Raw genomic sequence first — 16,867 nt, forward strand, 5'->3', positions numbered from 1 at the left:
GGCAAGAGCTCCAGCATCAACGGGTACTTGGAGCTGGACCAGAAGGTGCCGGCCGGGAGCACGTCGTTCTCGCTGACGTTCTCCGGGATCATCGGCCAGCTGGCCCCCACCGGCGGTGCGGTCACCGTGACCGGGATCCCGATCCCCAAGTAGGTGGACGTCCTCGTCGGTGTCGCCCTGGGCCTGCTGGGCCTCTGGCTGCTGCTGCTCGTGGGCCTGCTCCTCGTCCGGCCGAAGGGCAAGGCACTGGCCCAGGCCGTCCGCCTGCTGCCGGACGTGCTGCGCCTGGTCACCCGCCTGGCCCGCGACCCGAGGCTGCCACGTTCCGCCCGCGTGCGGCTGTGGCTGCTGCTCGCCTACCTCGCCCTGCCGTTCGACCTGGTCCCGGACTTCATCCCGGTGCTGGGGTACGCCGACGACGCGATCCTGGTCAGCTGGGTACTGCGCTCGGTGATCCGCGCCGTCGAGCCCGACGTGATCGCCGAGCACTGGCCGGGCACGCCGGAGGGCTTGGCCGTCGTGCGTCGGCTGACGAGAACCTGATCCTGCTGGAACGGCCGAGGGCCGGGTGACTGTGGCAGTCACCCGGCCCTCGGCCTGTGGAGGATCAGGTGGGGCTCCAACCGACCGGTCAGAGCCCCGCGCCGATCACACGTCGTAGTAGAGCGCGAACTCGTAGGGGTTCGGGCGCAGGCGCAGCGGGTCGATTTCCTGCTCGCGCTTGAACGAGATCCAGGTGTCGATGACGTCGGGCGTGAAGACGCCGCCTTCGAGCAGGAACTCGTGGTCCGCTTCGAGGTTGTCCAGGACCGCGTCCAGGGACGCCGGGACCTGCTTGACGTCGCGGGCCTCCTCGGGCGGCAGCTCGTAGAGGTCCTTGTCGATCGGGGCCGGGGGCTCGATCTTGTTCTTCACGCCGTCGAGGCCTGCCATCACCATGGCCGAGAACGCCAGGTACGGGTTGCCCGAGGAGTCGGGGCAGCGGAACTCGATGCGCTTGGCCTTCGGGTTGTTGCCGGTGATCGGGATGCGCACGCACGCCGAGCGGTTGCGCTGGGAGTAGACCAGCGAGACCGGGGCCTCGTAGCCGGGCACCAGGCGGTGGTAGGAGTTCACCGTCGGGTTGGTGAACGCCAGCAGCGACGGCGCGTGGTGCAGGATGCCGCCGATGTAGTGGCGCGCCGTGTCCGACAGGCCCGCGTAGCCGGACTCGTCGTGGAACAGCGGCTGGCCGTCCTTCCACAGCGACTGGTGGGTGTGCATGCCCGAGCCGTTGTCGCCGAACAGCGGCTTCGGCATGAACGTCACGGTCTTGCCGGCCTGCCACGCGGTGTTCTTGATGATGTATTTGAACAGCATCAAGTCGTCCGCGGCGTGCAGCAGCGTGTTGAACTTGTAGTTGATCTCGGCCTGACCCGCGGTGCCGACCTCGTGGTGGGCGCGCTCGACGGTGAAGCCCTGCGCCTCCATGTTGAGGACCATCTTGTCGCGCAGGTCCGCGTAGTGGTCGGTCGGCGTGACGGGGAAGTAGCCGCCCTTGTACTTGACCTTGTAGCCGCGGTTGCCGCCCTCTTCCTCGCGGCCGGTGTTCCACCAGCCGGAGATCGAGTCGATCTCGTGGAAGGACGCGTTCGCGGTGGTGTCGAAGCGGATCGAGTCGAAGATGTAGAACTCCGCCTCGGCGCCGAAGTACGCGGTGTCCGCGATGCCCGACTCGGTGATGTACTGCTCGGCCTTGCGCGCGATGTTGCGCGGGTCGCGGCTGTAGGCCTCACGCGTGAACGGGTCGTGCACGAAGAAGTTGACGATCAGCGTCTTCTCGATCCGGAACGGGTCGAGGCGCGCGGTGTACAGGTCGGGCAGCAGCAGCATGTCCGACTCGTGGATCGACTGGAAGCCGCGCACCGACGAGCCGTCGAACGCGAGGCCCTCGGAGATCGCGTCGGCGTCGAACGCGCTGGCCGGGAGCGTGAAGTGCTGCATCACGCCGGGCAGGTCGCTGAAGCGGACGTCGACGAACTTCACGCCCTCGTCGGAGATGAACTTCAGGACCTCGTCGGGATTCTTGAACACCCTCGTCGACTCCTCTGCTGCGGTGGGGGCGTGGTTGTACGCCGCTGCGTGGTGCGGCCTGCCATCGTGGCGAAACTAGGACCGCGGTGTTGCCCAGCCGTCACCCGCGTGTTTCGCCAGTGTTAACGGGCGACCCAGGTCGGGCAACCCGACCGCCGCTCCTCACCCGCTGAGCACGGCCTTACTCTGGTGGGGTGAGCAAGTGGACCGGTTCGTGGCTGTCAGGACCCCGCTCGGCGCTGGAGCCCGGCGCCGACTCCGGTGACGGTACCGGGCAGCGCTGGCGCGGTGAGCGCCTCGGCCTGCCCCAGTCCGGTCCCGGTTCGGTCGCGTCCACGGGCGTTCGCGCGCTCGCCATCCTGGTCGACTTCGCGCTCTCGGCGGGCGTCGCGGGCCTGTTCACCATGCCCGACCTGCCGCGGAACTGGAGCCTGCTGGCCTGGTTCGCCATCACCGTCGTCGGCGTGGGCTTCTTCGGCTTCACCCCCGGTCACGCGCTGTTCCGGCTGCGGGTCGTGCGGATGGACGGCACGGCGGCGGTGGGCGTGCCGCGAGCCGTGCTGCGGGCCGCGTTGATCTTCCCCATCATCCCGGCCGTGGTCTGGGACGCCGACAGCAGGGGCCTGCACGACAAGGCCGCGGGCACGATCGTGCTGCGCGCCCGGTAGCGCCCCGCAACGCGGCAGGCCCGCCCAGGACGACTGCCGGAACGGGCCTGAGCTGCGGAAACGCTCGTCAGCGGCGACGCATCGCGCGCTGCACGTTGCGCATCTTGGCGCCCTGGGGCATCGGGCCCTTGGGCAGCGCCGCGCCACGGCTGGCCAGCGCGGCAAGCCGGTTGTCGATCGTGTCGACCTGGGCGGTCGAGATGTTGCGCGGCAGCTTCATCAGGTGGCTCTGCAGCTTGCGCAGCGGCACCTGGCCCTCCTCGGTGCCCACGACGAGGTCGTAGATCGGCGTCTCGCCGATGACCCGGGCCACCCGCTTCTTCTCCTGCGCGAGCAGGTTCTTGACCCGGTGCGGCGCACCCTCGGCGACCAGCACCACGCCCGGCCGGCCGAGCACCCGGTGCACCATGTCACCGCTGGTCGTGCCCGCCACGGCCTGCGTGACGCGCCACTTGCCGCGCAGGTTGTCCAGCGCCCACGCCGCCGCACCCGGCTGGCCGTCCGCCTTCGCGTACACCGTGCGCTGCACCCGGCGGCCGAACACGATGACCGCGAGCAGCGCGCCCACCGCGATGCCCATGGGCAGCAGCAGCCACTGCATGTCCCAGATGAGGCCGATCAGGAACGCCGCGGCCGTCGCGCCCAGCAGGCACGCCAGCATCAACGGCACGAGCGCCTTGTCCTCGCGGCGCTGCATCTTGAACGCCTCGAAGATCTGGCTGCGCTTCGCCTTCGATGCCGCGCGCCGGGCCTTCGCCGCTTCCTTGGCAGCCGCCTTGGCGGCCGCCTTGTCCTGCTTACCAGCCATACCTGCCAGGATACGGCGTGGCGCGTCGCCCCATGACGGGAGTACTCGCTGCGCTCTGCGAGGATGCAGCGCATGGACCGGCTGCTGGAGGGACTGGACCCGGAACAGCGTGCCGCCGTGGAGGCACCGCGCGGACCGGTCTGCGTGCTCGCGGGTGCCGGCACCGGCAAAACCCGCACCATCACGCACCGCATCGCGTACCTGGTCCAACGCGGGCACGTGTCCGCCGGTCAAGTCCTCGCCGTCACGTTCACCGCACGTGCCGCAGGCGAGATGCGGACCCGGTTGCGCGCGCTGGGCGTGCACGGCGCGCAGGCCCGCACCTTTCACGCCGCCGCGCTGCGCCAGCTGCGCTACTTCTGGCCGCGCGTGGTCGGCGGCGAGCAGTGGGAGCTGATCGACCGGAACAAGCTGCGGCTGGTCGCGCAGGCCGCCAACCGGGCAGGTCTGTCCACCGAGTCCGATTCGCTGCGCGACCTCGCTGGCGAGATCGAGTGGGCCAAGGCGTCCCTGGTCGCGCCCGACGACTACCCCAACGCCGCCGGCCGCACCAGCCGCGACACGCCCGCGCCCGCCGAGCAGGTCGCGCAGGTCTACCGGACCTACGAGGAGCTGAAGAACCAGGCGCAGCTGCTCGACTTCGACGACCTCCTGCTGCACACCGCGGCGGCGCTGGAGGAGCACGGCGAGGTCGCCGAGGAGTTCCGCGACCGGTACCGGTGCTTCGTGGTGGACGAGTACCAGGACGTGACGCCGTTGCAGCAGCGCGTGCTGGACGCGTGGCTGGGCGAGCGCGACGACCTGACCGTGGTCGGTGACGCGAACCAGACCATCTACTCGTTCGCGGGCGCCTCGCCGCGTCCGTTGCTGGACTTCCCGCGCCGGTTCCCCGAGGCCGTCGTGGTGCGGCTGGAGCGTGACTACCGGTCCACGCCGCAGGTCGTGGAGCTGGCCAACGAGGTGATCAAGTGGGCGCGTGGCCGTCCCGCCGGGTCACGGCTGCGGCTGATCGGGCAGCGGCCGGACGGGCCGAAGCCGACGTTCACCGAGTTCGACGACGAGACGCTGGAGGCGGCGGCCGTCGCGCGGCGGGTGAAGGCGCTGCTGGACGAGGGCGTGTCGGCCAGCGAGATCGCCGTCCTCTACCGGGTCAACGCGCAGTCGGAGGTGTTCGAGCAGGCGTTGGCCGAGGTCGGCGTGTCCTATCAGGTGCGCGGTGGCGAGCGGTTCTTCCAGCGGACCGAGGTGCGGCAGGCGATGGTCGCGCTGCGTGCGGCGGCGGCGCACGAGCCGACCGGCGAGCTGCCGAAGGTGGTGCGCGAGGTGCTGGCCGGGATCGGCCTGACCGACGAGCCGCCCGCCGGCGGGACGGCGCGGGAGAAGTGGGAGTCCCTGCTGGCGCTGGTCGAGCTGGCCGAGGAACTGGTCACGACGGTGGACTCGGCGGACCTGCGGACGTTCGTCGGCGAGCTGGAGATGCGTGCGGAGGCGCAGCACCCGCCGACGGTGGAGGGCGTGACGCTGGCGTCGCTGCACGCGGCTAAGGGCCTGGAGTGGGACGCGGTGTTCCTGGTCGGGCTGGTCGAGGGCACGTTGCCGATCCAGCACGCCGACGGTGACGACGCGGCGATCGAGGAAGAGCGCCGGCTGCTGTACGTGGGCGTGACGCGGGCCCGTGAGCACCTGTGGATGTCGTGGGCGTTGGCTCGGGCCGCGGGCGGGCGTCGTTACCGGCGGCGCAGCCGGTTCCTCTACGGGCTGGTGCCCGACGACCACCCGGCGTCGCGCACGGCCGCCAAGCGCGAGCCGCTGCAGAAGCGGCCGAAGCCGCAGTGCCGGGTGTGCGGGTCGGCGCTGGTCGACGCGCGGGCGATCAAGCTGAGCCGGTGCTCCTCGTGCCCGTCCGACGTGGACGAGGAGCTGCTGGCCAAGCTGCGGGCGTGGCGGGCGGACCGGGCGCGTGAGCTGAAGGTGCCCGCTTACGTCGTGTTCACCGACGCCACGCTGGTCGCGATCGCCGAGCAGCGGCCGGAGGACGTCGCCGGGCTGGTGTCGATCTCGGGCATCGGCGCCGCCAAGCTGGACCGGTTCGGGGACGACGTCCTGGCCCTCGTCCGCGGCCGCTGACCTCACGCCCGCCGACGGCCGTGCTGATGCCGTGCTGACGCCGCGTTGATGGCCGGGCGGTCGCCCCGGCGCTGGGCTGGGTCGCCGCTCGGTCGCCGCGGCGCTGCGCCGTATGACGCTCGGTCGCCGGGGTGCCCTGGGGCCGTGCCGCCGCTCGGTCGCTCCGGAGCTCGGCCGCGTCGCGCTCCGCCGACTTGGCTCCGATGGTCGCGCTGCGGTTCCGTCGTCCGGGTGCCGGGTGCCGGGTGCCGGTGGTCGTGTCGTAGTTCCGTGTCCCGATGCTGATGGCCGGATCGGTGCTCAGCTGCTTGGGCGCAGCCCAGCGGCCGCTTGGGCGCTGGGCTGGCGTTGACCGGGCGTTGACGCGGCGTCGATCTCGCGTTGATCTGCGGACGGTGGCCGGTTGGGGCCCTGCGCGGCCCGCCGGCGGGCGGCCTCGTCCGTCCGAGTGGTCGCGCCCTAGCGCTCTGTGCAGGGCAAACGCTGAATTTTCACTCAATCGACAGGTATTTGGAAAAACCTGTTGCACCCGTCCGGCGCGGAGTCATAACCTGCTCAGGCCGGGCGCGAGCGCCCGCTGGGGATTCAAGAGCTAGCAGTCGAGTCGAGACACCCGAGGAGGTGACCGGTCGTGAACACTCTCATGTGCTTCGAGACGCCCGGTTACCTGTTGACCGGGGTGGTTTCGGCTGCAGGCGCTGCTCATGTCGCGGGGGAGAAGTCTGCCCGCGATCGCCACGCCCTCAAGTGGGGTGCTGAGCGAGTTCAGCTGATCCAGGTGCCGGCGCCGTACGCGCCGAGCGTCATCCCGACTCAGAACGTTGCGCCGTCCGCGCACGAGCGAAGTACCTGACCACCTTGTAGTCAGGCCACCAAGCTCACGAAGGCCGCGGACCCGTAACCGGATCCGCGGCCTTCGTGCTGTTCCGACCCGTTTTTCGGTTCGAACGACAAAAACCCCATGCAACACCCTTGACAGGAGTCCACCTGATGTTGACTGCGACCGTCCCCATAAACGGGACGTTGTCCACCGAGCCGGAGTTCGCCGGAGCCGGTGTCGCTTCCTTGATCGACACCGCGCCCGACGCCGGCTTGGAACTTCCTTGCCGTACCAACAACCCGGACCTGTGGTTCGCCGACGCGCCGGCGGAGCTGGAGGAGGCGAAGCGGTTTTGCGCCACCTGCCCCGTCATCGCGGAGTGCCTGGCCGGTGCGCTTGCTCGCCACGAGCCCTGGGGGGTCTGGGGCGGCGAGATCTTCGAGCGCGGAGCTGTGATCGCGCGCAAGCGTCCCCGTGGGCGCCCGCGCAAGGACGCAGCACCTGTTGTTCCCGCGGCGCCCGCCGCGACCGCTGTCCGGGGGGCTAACGACCAGGAGGCCGCCGCGTGACCACGTACCGATCCACCGCAGACGAATCGATGCTCGTCGAAGTCAACCCCAAGGGGAACCCCATGCTGCTCGAAGAAAATCTCGCCAGATCCCGAATGCATGACGCGGAGATATTCGCGCAACAGCATCGGCTGGCCCACCGCCTCGTCGTCGCCCGCAGGTGGCGCCGGCTGGCCGGATGGGCCCAGCGCAGGGCTGCCTTGAAGGCCCGCGCGATCTGATGCACTCAGCGGCCCGCCCTCTCCGTCCCACGACGGGCAGGGCGGGCCCTGCCATGCCCGGACCCGCGCCCGGACATGGCTCTGGGCCCGGACGCGCCGACCTCAGGCAACCCTCGACGGCAGCCCCGGTCCCTGCCCGGCCCGGATGCATCGACCTCGGCCGCGCAGGGCTGGGTGCCTGACTCGCGGCAGGCTTGGTGACCGGTGGCCGGCCCTCGGCTTGGCGCGGGCCGCGTGGTGGGGTTGAAGGGAGGGCTTGGCTTGGCGTCGGTACCGTTCGATGTGTGGCAGCTCACTCTCACAACCATGGCCATGCCCACAGCCGGACTCATGACGGGATCGACTGGTCGTCTCGGCTGAACTTCCTGCGCCAAGCCGACGAGTTGGATGCCGAGTCTCGGCGGGTGGTCGCGCGGAGACTCGTGCGCGCATTGCCCGACAAGCCGACCGTCCTGGATGTCGGGTGCGGTGCGGGTGGGACGAGCGTGGCGTTGGTCGAGGCCCTTTCCGCTCGTGGTGGTGGGACGGTTGTGCTGGTGGACGCCGTGCCCGAGCTGTTGGACGCTGCGACGACCGCGGCCCGGTCGGCGGCCACCTACGGAACCGACACGACCACGGCGAGCGTGCGCGTCCGGCCGGTGCTCGCCGACCTGGCGACCGAACGGCCGGTGGAGATCGCCGGGCCCGCGCAGTTGGTGTGGGCGTCGAACGTCGTGCATCACCTACCTGATCAGCGTGCGGCTGTGCTCGGGTTGATCGAGGCGGTCGCGCCGGGTGGGTGGTTGGCGCTCGCCGAGGGCGGCTTGAGCGGCAAGTTCCTCCCGTTCGACCTGGGCATCGGTGAGCCGGGCCTGCAGGAACGGCTGTCCGCTGCGCGTGCTCAGTGGTTCGTGCGGATGCGGGAGAACACGGGGGGTTCGGTTCGCCTGCCCGGTGGCTGGAACCTCGTGCTCTCCGACGGCGGCCTCGTGGACGTGACCGCTTTCAGCTACCTCATCGACCACCCGGCGCCGCCCAAGCAGGCAGTGCGCGACTGGGCGGTGGACCAGTTGAAGTGGTACGACGAGGTCGCAGGCGACGTGCTCCACCCCGCCGACCGCCGGACGGTGAAGCAGCTGCTCGACCCGCAGGACCCCGCGTTCCTCGGGCTGCGCGACGACGTCTTCCTGTTGACCGCCAACACCGTCTACCTGGGCCGCAAGCCGTGACCGAGACCTGTGCCCGGTGTGGGCGAACGCGATCGTCGGTCACCGACCCGGCCGAGTTGTTGGCTTGGGTGCGGGAGCGGGAGCGCGGTGGTGACCGGTGGTTGTGCCACGTCTGCGCGCGGGAGCATGTTCGGGATATCGAGCGCCATTTGCCCTCCGATTACTGGTCGGGTTGAGGCTCACAGGCGCCTGTTCGCCAGGCTCAGGATTGGCTGAGACTGGCGGAGGCGAGGAGCGGTGTGCAGTCCGCGCAGGCTGGTGGGCTGTGCTGCGGTGGGCTGCGGTGCCGAGTTGGGCTGTGGTGGGCTGCGGTGTGGTGGGCCGGGTGTGTTGTTGTGTGCGGGGTGCGGGGTGCGGGGTGCGGGGTGCGGGGTGCGGCGGTGGTTGGGTCCGGCTCGATTTGACATGGGGCCCTTACGGGCACTCCAGGCAGGCCAAAGCCGGCAGGCCCGGCGGGGAAAAGCGTCCCGCCAGGCCTGCCGGCTTCGACCAGCCTAAAGCACCCGAACCCATGTCAAATCGAGCCTCGGTGGGCTGGCGGCGGGTCCGTTGTGGGCACGTCGGATTGTGGGCCGGTGGCCTCGGTGGCCTCGGTGGCCTCGGTGGCCTCGGTGGGCTGGTGGCGGGTCCGATGTGGCGCGGTAAGGGCCGGTGGCAGTTGGGGCAGGCGGTGGGTCCGGTGGGCAGGTTGTTGGTGGGCCTTGGAGGGTCGGTGGCGGGTTTGTGGGTGAGGTTGTGGTCCTCGGTTGTGGGGTGGCGGTTCGATTGGTGTGGTGCGGGTCGGCGGGGTCGGCGGGGTCGGTGGGGTCGGTTGAGTGGTAGGTCGGTGGAGACCCTTGGGTGGTGAAGTGTGTGGGTGGGTGGCGGGGGGTTGGGCTGGGGGTGGGACTTGGAAAGTGGGGTGAGGGCGGTGGGTTGGTGTTGTTAGCGGAGGAGGGTGGAGAGGAGGCGCAGGGTGGCTCTGGTGGTGGCGGTGCCTCGTTTGCTGCCGGCGTTTAGTTCTGTGGTCAGGGTGGCGACGGTGCACAGGCCCGAGCGGACCGCGGTGGCCAGCAGGTGGTGTTGGCGCAATGGGTCACGTTCGTGGCGGGCGGCGTCCAGGGTGGCCCTCGTTGGTTCGGCCAGGGGTAGGCCGGATTCCCGCACGACTTTCGGTGGGCGGGTGGTGCGTTCCAGCAGCACGTGGTCGGGGCAGGAGCGGCGGGTGGTGGCTGGTTGGAGCAGGTGTATGCGGGGTGGGGGCGGTAGGGAGTCGAGGCCTTGGGCGTGCAGGGCGTCGACGCCGGTGACCACGGCCTTCGGGCCCGCGTAGGCCAAGGCGGCCTGGAGGCGCTGGGTGCGGGTCGGTGGGGTGGGGCTGAGCAGCAGCACGCCCGGCAGGATGCGCTGCCACGGGCCGCCCGGGCGGCACTTGAGGTCGATGACGTAGCCGGGGACGCCGGCGGCTTTCAGGTCCGATGCCTTGATCACTTGGTTCATGGGGTCGATCCTCCGGGGGTTCCGGGGGAGGGGCCATGGGGTGTTCGTGATCTGTGGATAAGTTGGGGATCTGTGGACAGGTCAGTCGTCGAAGCCTGGTTGCCAGCGGGCGACGATGGCCCTGGCCTGCACGTTTGCGTCGAGCTGGCAGAGGATGCCCGTCGCGCCCAGCGTCACCCTGTGGATAAGTAGGTACTGCGGGGGCAGGTTCAGGGACCTTCCCGTTTGCGAATCCGGGCTGCGGAGGTCGCCGACGCGCTCCGCCTGCCGCTGCAGCCACCGGCGGGTGAAGTGGAACGTCTCGGTCCGCAGCGGCTCGACGAACGGCGCCAGGTAGTTCAGCACGTCCTCCGCGTGCAGCTCGGTCCCGGGACGGATGAACCGCTCCGACCGCAGCAGCTCCACCAAGTCCGCCGATCGGCCGTCCAGCGCCAGCCTGGTCATCAGACCCAGCGTCTTGGGCAGCCCGTCGGGCAGCCGGGCGACCGCGCCGAAGTCCAGCACGCGCAACCGGCCGTCCGCGCCCAGCATGAAGTTGCCGGGGTGCGGGTCGGCGTGCAGCAGCCCCGACCGGCTCGGCGCGGAGAAGTGGAACTCCGACAGCAGCTGCCCGGCCAGGTCACGCTCGTCGCGCTCACCCGAACGGATGATCTTCGACAACGGCGTGCCCTCGGTCCACTCGGTGACCATCACCTTCGGCGAGCTGGCCACCACCCGCGGCACGAGCACGCGGTCGTCCCCGTCGAACGCCTTGGCGAACGTCCGCTGGTTGTCCGCCTCGGTCCGGTAGTCCAACTCCTCCAGGTACCGGTCCCGCAGCTCCTCCAACAGCGGCTTGACCTCGGTGCCCGGCATGACCGCCTGCAACACCCGGCTGAACCGCAGCAACGTGTTGAGGTCGCTCTGCAACGCCTCGTCCGCGCCCGGGTACTGCACCTTCACCGCCACCTCGCGGCCGTCGTGCCACACCGCCCGGTGCACCTGCCCGATGCTCGCCGACGCGGTCGGTGAGTCGTCGAACGACGTGAACCGCTTCGCCCACCCCGCGCCCAACTGCTCGGCCAGCACGCGGTGCACGGTGCGCGCGGGCATCGGCGGCGCGGCCGTCTGCAGCTTGGTCAGCGCCTCGCGGTACGGCTCGGCCAGCTCGTCCGGCACCGCCGCCTCGAACACGCTCAGGGCCTGGCCGAACTTCATGGCACCACCCTTGAGCTGCCCGAGCACCGCGAAGACCTGCTCCGCGGTCTTCGCCGACACCTCGGCGCTGACCTCCTCGGAACTGCGGCCTGCCAGGCGCTTGCCCCAGCCGCCCACCACCCGGCCCGCCACCCCGAGCGGGAGGCTGGCCAGCTTGGCGGTGCGCTGCACGGCCTTGCGCGGGATCTCGCTCACCCGGTGATTCTCCTCCCGCCCGATCACGTGGTCGCAGTGGTGCACGCCCCTGCCACAAAACCTACACAGGCCTACCTGAGGGTGGATCACCTCGCGGAACGGCACTCGCAGCGCGGGTGCACCGGTGCGATCCGGTGCTCGACCACCCCGGCGAACGCGTCCACCTCCAGCGTCGCGTCCCAGGTCGGCGGCCTGGTCCCGGCGGGCTGCGACCGGTCCAGCGCGAGCAGCGCCTGCCCGACCGCCACCCCGGCGGTCGCCGTGACGGTGGCCAGGTCGGCGTGCTGGACGCGGTCGACCAGCTGCGCGGCGATCATCGGCCACGCCGGGTCCGCGTCCGCCTCGTGCCGGTCCGCGCACCTCAGGCAACTGCTGCGACCGGGCACGACCAGCGGCCCGACCACGCCGAGCCCTTCCCGGACCCGCACGGCCAGGTGCGGCGTGCCGTCCGAGACGAGCTGGTGCAGCAGTTCCGGCGCGGGTACCAGGGCGTCGGCCAGCACCACCAGGTCGACCGCCCGACCCACCGGCCGAACGGTCCCGCACGCCCGCCGCACGGCGTCCTGAGCCGCCTCGGCGCGCGGCCTGCCGACGTCCTCCTCGGCGTACCCCGATCCGGTGTCCTCCGGCCCGACACGGCCCCGCGCGACCACCCGAACGTGTGCCACTCCGGAAGCCGCCAGGAGCGCCGCGACAGTCACCGCGAGCCGTCCCTCGCCGTGCACGACGACCGACCGGGCGGCACGGTCGGCGGGCAGCCCGGCGGCGTGACGACGGGTGCGCAGCGCCCACCCCGTCACCTCGGCGGCCAGCCTGGGGTGCGGCACGGGCACGGAGTCCTCGACCAGCCCGGCCTGCGCCAGGCCGTGCAGGACACCGGCGAACTCGGCCGCTTGCCTGCCATGACCGGCGAGGCGTTCGCGCAGGTCGGAAAGGGTGTGCCGACCGTTGAGGCCGAGCAGGACGGACGCCATGGGTTCGGGCACGTCCTCGACCAGCATGGCGTGCCGCGGGTCCGTGCCGATCTGCACCACGTCGTCCCGGCGGCGCAGCAGCGGGAGGCCGGGCAGGACCCTGGGGCGGTTGGGTAGATCCACACCGGCAGCCTGCCCGCGGCGACCGGAACGGCAAAATGCCTGTCCACAGGCTTGCCGGTTGTCCACAGAGGCCACGAAGGGCCTTGACGGGCGGCCGGGCACCCGCCAGGGCCCGGCCACCCGTCCCCGATCAGACCTTCGCCTTGCCGAGGATCCGGGTCACCGTGGTTCCGCAGACCGGGCACTTGCCCTTGGCCATCCTGCGGTTGTTGCTCTCGTGCACCTCGCCCGTGAAGTCGCGCTTCTCACGGCACTTGACGCAGTAGCCGTTGTAGGTCTCGGCCACGGCTTCCTCCTCGCATCGAGAGTGCGGAGCGATCTGCGCCACACTCGGGGGTTGCGCTGAACGCTACCTCCGGGAACGCCCCTCCGCTGCACGCCGCGTCGAGCGTGTCCAGCCGCCTTTCGGAGGAACCTGCTGGTCCGTTGCTCCACACACCGCCGCTTGGCCGCCGCGGATTGTCGGTTCCTGGCCTTACCGTGAACGCCATGCCCGAACCGCAGGTGGAGGTGCGGCGCAGCGCCCGGCGCCGTCGCATGGTGAGCGCGTACCGCGAGGGGGACACGGTCGTGGTCCTGCTGCCGGCTCGCATGAGCAAGAGCGAGGAGAAGCACTGGGTGGCGGAGATGCTCAGCCGCCTGCAGCGCAGCGAGACCCGCAGGCGCTCGCCCACGCGCACGTCCGACGCGGCGCTGCTGGCGCGGTGCGAGGAGCTGGCGGAGAAGTACCTGGACGGCGTGCAGCCGAGCAACGTGCGGTGGGTGCCGCCGATGCGCACGAGGTGGGCGTCGTGCACGCCGAGCGAGGGCACGATCCGCATCAGCGAACGGCTGCGCGACGTGCCCCCGTGGGTGCTCGACTACGTGCTGGTGCACGAGCTGGCGCACCTGGAGGTCCCCGGGCACGGCAAGGACTTCTGGCTGCTGGTGCACCGGTACCCGAAGGCCGAGCGGGCGATCGGGTACCTGGAAGGGCTGTCGGCCGCGGCGGGCCTGGGTATCACGGAGGAGGATTGAGGAACTCGCCGCGAGGTCGCGAACGGGCGCGACGTCGACATGGCCGCTGCTCCGCAGACGGCGGCGCGGTCGACGCGACCTCGACATGGCCGCTGCTCCGCAGGCGGCGGCGCGGTCGACGCGACCTCGCGGGATGGCTCCTAGGACTCGGCGGGCCTGTCCTGGCCGCCTTCGTCGTCACCCTTGGCGTCCTGGTCGCGCAGGGTGCGTTCCAGCTCGGCCATCGGGTCCTCCAGCGCCTTGCGCGTCTGGCCGAACCGCTCGGCGAACTCCATCGGGTCGTCCAGGTCCTCGGCCGTCGGTACCAGGTCGGGGTGCTCCCACACGCTGTCGCGCTGCTCGACGCCGTGCTGGTCGGTGAGCAGCTTCCACAGCGCCGCCGCCGAGCGGTGCCGGCGCGGCCGCAGCTCCAGGCCCACCAGCGTGGCGAACGTCTGCTCCGCCGGTCCGCCGGACGCACGCCGCCTGCGCAGCGTCTCCCGCAACGCCTCGGCACCGGGCAGCCGCTCGCCGACCGCCTCGTTCACCACGACGTCCACCCAGCCCTCGACCAGGGCCAACAGCGTCTCCAGCCGGGTCAGCGCGGCCTTCTGCTCGGGCGTGGTCTGAGGTTCGAGCATCCCCGACTTCATCGCCTCTTCGATGCTCGCCGGGTTGGCCGGGTCGATCTGACCGGCCATCTGCTCCAGCGCCGAGGTGTCCACGGTGATGCCGCGGGCGAACTCCTCCACGGTGTCCAGCAGCCGCTGCCGCAGCCACGGCACGTGGCTGAACAGCCGCTGGTGCGCCGCCTCACGGGCGGCCAGGAACACCAGCACCTCGCTGGCGGGCCGCTCCAAGCCCTCGGTGAACTTCTCGATGTTGTCCGGCAGCAACGCGGCCGTGCCCTCCGGCCCGAGCGGCAACCCGACGTCGGTCGACGTCAGCACCTCCGCGCCGAGCTGCGCCAACGCGCCACCCAGCTGCGAGCCGAACGCCATGCCGCCCATCTGCCCGAGCATCGACAGCAGCGGCCCGGCGGCCTCCTTCGCCTCGGCGGGCATCGCGTCGACCCACGCGCCGGACACGCGCCGCGCCACCGGGTCGCACAGCCGCTGCCACGTCGGCAACGTGCGCTCCACCCAGTCGCGTGCGCTCCAGCCCTGGGCCGTGCGGGCGCCCGCGGGCAGCGCCGTCGCCGGGTCCAGCCACATCTCGGCCAGGTGCACGGCGTCGGTCACCGCGCTGTCCTGGTCCGGCCGGAAGCCGGTGCCGCCCTTGCCGGCGAGCTGCTGCAGCGCGATCTGCTTCGCGAGGTCGTAGTTGACCGGCCCGGACGACGTGCCCGCGTTGCTGAACATCGCACCGAGCTGGCTCAGCATCGCGCCGAGCTGGTTGAAGTCGAAGGGGTTGTCCCCTTGGTCTCCGGGTTTGCGGTTGCGGTCGTCGGGGTCCTGCGGGCTGAACCCGAAGGGCAGGTCACTCATGGGTCCACGGTACGCGGCACGGGAGCGCCGCGTGGGACCGGTTCGCCGGCAGCGTGACGGTGTGGTCGTACCCTGTCGGGCGTGACCGAAGGCACCGACACCGTCGTGGACCAGGCACCAACCCCACCGCACGCGCCGCGGCGCGGCCTGACCCGGCGGACGTGGACCCTCGTGGTCAGCCTCGCGGTCGTGCTGGGCCTCGGCCTGCTCGGCGGTTTCGCCCGCGTGCCGTACGTCGCCCTGGGCCCCGGACCGACCTACGACACGTTGGGCCAGGTCAACGGCACCGACGTGGTGTCGGTGGACGGTCAGGACACGTTCCCGACCAGCGGCAAGCTCACCATGACCACCGTGTCGCTCACCGACGACGTGTCGCTGTTCGGCGCGCTCGGGCTGTGGGTGAGCGGCCGGTACGCGCTCGCGCCGCGCGAGGAGTTCTTCCGGCCCGGTGAGTCCGAGCAGCAGGTCCGCGACCAGAACGTGAAGGCCTTCCAGGACTCGCAGACCAGCGCCGAGGTGGCCGCGCTGCGCCACCTGAAGTCCGACATGAAGGTCGTCGCCGCCGAGATCACCAACGACACCGCGGCGGCCGAGGTGCTGGAGCCCAACGACCAGCTGCTGGAGGTCAACGGCAAGCAGATCGGCAGCGCGGACGACGTGCGCTCGGCGCTGGAGAACACCAAGCCGGGCGACCGGATCACGCTGACCTACCAGCGCGGGTCCGAGAGCAAGACCGCCACCGTCACCCTCGGCCGGGCCGAGGGCCGCGAGACCGGCTTCCTGGGCGTGCTGCCGCTGGACCGCGCGGACGTGCCGTACGACATCAAGATCAGCCTGACCGACGTGGGCGGCCCGTCCGCCGGCCTGCTGTTCGCGTTGGCGATCGTCGACAAGCTCACGCCGGGCGAGCTGAACGGCGGCCTGTCCGTCGCGGGCACCGGCGAGATCAACGACAAGGGCGAGGTCGGCCGCATCGGCGGCATCGGGTTCAAGATGGTCGCCGCCCGCGAAGGCGGCGCCACCGTGTTCCTCGTGCCCGCGGGCAACTGCGACGAGGCCAAGCAGCACGCCCCGGAGGGCCTGCGCCTGGTCAAGGTGCAGACGTTGGACGACGCTGTGCAGTCGCTGGGCTCTCTGAGCAAGGGCGGCGACGCCCCGAGCTGCTGATACCCGATCCGCTACTGGACCACCACGCGAGGTCGCGTCGGTCGTTCGCGACTCATTTTCCGGCGATCACGCTTTTCGATCGTCGGAAAATCAGGCGCGAACGACCGACTTCCGGGCGACCGAGCCGCGACGCCGGAGGCGGCGCCATGTTACGGCCGGAGGGTTTCCAGCAGGGCGCGGGTGAGGTTCGGGGCCAGTTCGGGGTGCGCGACGACCTCCTCGGGTACCTCCACGTTGCCCCGCAGCCGCAGCACGCACGCCGCCGAGCCGTCCCGCAGCACCGCCGCCACCAGCCTCGCCTCACGGCGCTGGGGGTGCTCGGCGGCGAACTTGCGCGCCTGCTCGTCGTCCAACTCCTGCTCGGTCAGCTGGGCCTCGGCGTCCGGCGGCAGCACGACGATCTCCTGAGCCAACGCGCACCCGTGCACGACGTCCGGCCACACGATGCCCGCCAGCGCCCGGTCCAGCTCGTCGTCGGGCAGCGAGTCCTGGGCGATCGGCGTCAAGGGCGAGGCGTCGGGGTCGAGCTGGCCCGCCAGCTCCGGCTGCTGCGCCAGCAGCTCGGCCGTCGGGACCAGCGCGAACAGCTGGGTCGGCTGGTTCCACCCGGCGGTGGACACGAACTCCTCGACCTCGCGGGCGACGGCGGGCAGCACCACGGGCGGCGTTTCACTGGCTGACACGTACGCCATGGTCGCATCTGCCACCGCGGAGCGGACAATCAGATGCAGAAGGGAAGACCGAACGGGGAACCC

The 16,867-nt window shown here is 71.1% G+C and carries 16 protein-coding genes; 8 read left to right on the top strand and 8 right to left on the bottom strand.

Features of this window, described 5'->3' with window-relative positions; all coding sequences use genetic code 11:
• Positions 1 to 153: 153 nt before the first annotated feature.
• Positions 154 to 543 carry a YkvA family protein gene (locus A6A25_RS36035; RefSeq protein ID WP_073898011.1) on the top strand — a complete coding sequence of 130 codons (390 nt, stop codon included), beginning with the start codon at positions 154 to 156 and terminating at the stop codon, positions 541 to 543.
• A 105-nt stretch (positions 544 to 648) separates the two neighbouring features.
• Here A6A25_RS36035 and glnA read toward each other — a convergent pair whose 3' ends face one another.
• Positions 649 to 2,073 carry a type I glutamate--ammonia ligase gene (gene glnA / locus A6A25_RS36040; protein WP_073898013.1) on the bottom strand — a complete coding sequence of 475 codons (1,425 nt, stop codon included), beginning with the start codon at positions 2,071 to 2,073 and terminating at the stop codon, positions 649 to 651.
• A gap of 194 nt (positions 2,074 to 2,267) precedes the next feature.
• Here glnA and A6A25_RS36045 point away from each other — a divergent pair, with 194 nt between their 5' ends.
• Entirely contained in the window at positions 2,268 to 2,741 is a 474-nt protein-coding gene (locus A6A25_RS36045; protein ID WP_073898015.1) for an RDD family protein, read from the top strand.
• Between the two features lie 67 nt (positions 2,742 to 2,808).
• Here the strand turns inward: A6A25_RS36045 and A6A25_RS36050 are convergent, their stop codons facing one another.
• A complete protein-coding gene (locus A6A25_RS36050; RefSeq protein ID WP_073898017.1) occupies positions 2,809 to 3,549 on the bottom strand; it encodes a DUF4191 domain-containing protein in 741 nt (246 codons plus the stop codon).
• A gap of 63 nt (positions 3,550 to 3,612) precedes the next feature.
• Between A6A25_RS36050 and A6A25_RS36055 the strand changes: the two genes are divergently transcribed.
• The 4 genes from A6A25_RS36055 to A6A25_RS36070 all read left to right on the top strand — a co-directional run bounded on the left by A6A25_RS36055 (position 3,613) and on the right by A6A25_RS36070 (position 8,494).
• Positions 3,613 to 5,676, top strand: coding sequence for an ATP-dependent DNA helicase UvrD2 (locus tag A6A25_RS36055; RefSeq protein ID WP_073898019.1), 2,064 nt, complete (start codon positions 3,613 to 3,615; stop codon positions 5,674 to 5,676).
• 990 nt (positions 5,677 to 6,666) lie between these two features.
• Positions 6,667 to 7,065, top strand: coding sequence for a WhiB family transcriptional regulator (locus A6A25_RS36060; protein WP_073898020.1), 399 nt, complete (start codon positions 6,667 to 6,669; stop codon positions 7,063 to 7,065).
• Positions 7,062 to 7,286, top strand: a complete 225-nt coding sequence (locus A6A25_RS36065; RefSeq protein ID WP_073898021.1) for a hypothetical protein — start codon at positions 7,062 to 7,064, stop codon at positions 7,284 to 7,286. Before A6A25_RS36060 ends, A6A25_RS36065 begins: the two co-directional genes overlap by 4 nt.
• A gap of 284 nt (positions 7,287 to 7,570) precedes the next feature.
• A complete protein-coding gene (locus A6A25_RS36070) occupies positions 7,571 to 8,494 on the top strand; it encodes a class I SAM-dependent methyltransferase (RefSeq protein ID WP_073898022.1) in 924 nt (307 codons plus the stop codon).
• Positions 8,495 to 9,418: 924 nt separating this feature from the next.
• Here A6A25_RS36070 and A6A25_RS36080 read toward each other — a convergent pair.
• The 4 genes from A6A25_RS36080 to A6A25_RS45055 all read right to left on the bottom strand — a co-directional run bounded on the left by A6A25_RS36080 (position 9,419) and on the right by A6A25_RS45055 (position 12,748).
• Positions 9,419 to 9,973, bottom strand: coding sequence for a hypothetical protein (locus A6A25_RS36080; RefSeq protein ID WP_073898024.1), 555 nt, complete (start codon positions 9,971 to 9,973; stop codon positions 9,419 to 9,421).
• Between the two features lie 81 nt (positions 9,974 to 10,054).
• Entirely contained in the window at positions 10,055 to 11,365 is a 1,311-nt protein-coding gene (locus A6A25_RS36085) for an ABC1 kinase family protein (RefSeq protein ID WP_073898051.1), read from the bottom strand.
• 86 nt (positions 11,366 to 11,451) lie between these two features.
• Positions 11,452 to 12,462, bottom strand: a complete 1,011-nt coding sequence (locus tag A6A25_RS36090) for a ThiF family adenylyltransferase (RefSeq protein ID WP_073898025.1) — start codon at positions 12,460 to 12,462, stop codon at positions 11,452 to 11,454.
• A 130-nt stretch (positions 12,463 to 12,592) separates the two neighbouring features.
• Positions 12,593 to 12,748 carry a DUF5679 domain-containing protein gene (locus tag A6A25_RS45055; RefSeq protein WP_015098458.1) on the bottom strand — a complete coding sequence of 52 codons (156 nt, stop codon included), beginning with the start codon at positions 12,746 to 12,748 and terminating at the stop codon, positions 12,593 to 12,595.
• A 203-nt stretch (positions 12,749 to 12,951) separates the two neighbouring features.
• Here A6A25_RS45055 and A6A25_RS36095 point away from each other — a divergent pair, with 203 nt between their 5' ends.
• Entirely contained in the window at positions 12,952 to 13,479 is a 528-nt protein-coding gene (locus A6A25_RS36095; RefSeq protein WP_073898053.1) for a M48 metallopeptidase family protein, read from the top strand.
• Between the two features lie 140 nt (positions 13,480 to 13,619).
• Here A6A25_RS36095 and A6A25_RS36100 read toward each other — a convergent pair whose 3' ends face one another.
• Complete coding sequence (locus A6A25_RS36100; RefSeq protein ID WP_073898026.1) at positions 13,620 to 14,945, bottom strand: zinc-dependent metalloprotease; 1,326 nt, start codon at positions 14,943 to 14,945, stop codon at positions 13,620 to 13,622.
• An 81-nt stretch (positions 14,946 to 15,026) separates the two neighbouring features.
• Here A6A25_RS36100 and A6A25_RS36105 point away from each other — a divergent pair, with 81 nt between their 5' ends.
• Positions 15,027 to 16,112, top strand: coding sequence for a YlbL family protein (locus A6A25_RS36105; protein WP_073898027.1), 1,086 nt, complete (start codon positions 15,027 to 15,029; stop codon positions 16,110 to 16,112).
• A 149-nt stretch (positions 16,113 to 16,261) separates the two neighbouring features.
• Here the strand turns inward: A6A25_RS36105 and A6A25_RS36110 are convergent, their stop codons facing one another.
• Positions 16,262 to 16,804 carry a PPA1309 family protein gene (locus A6A25_RS36110; protein WP_073898028.1) on the bottom strand — a complete coding sequence of 181 codons (543 nt, stop codon included), beginning with the start codon at positions 16,802 to 16,804 and terminating at the stop codon, positions 16,262 to 16,264.
• Positions 16,805 to 16,867: the final 63 nt, after the last annotated feature.

Origin of the sequence: Saccharothrix sp. CB00851, from assembly GCF_001905065.1 — a bacterium.
Taxonomy (GTDB): Bacteria; Actinomycetota; Actinomycetes; order Mycobacteriales; family Pseudonocardiaceae; genus Actinosynnema.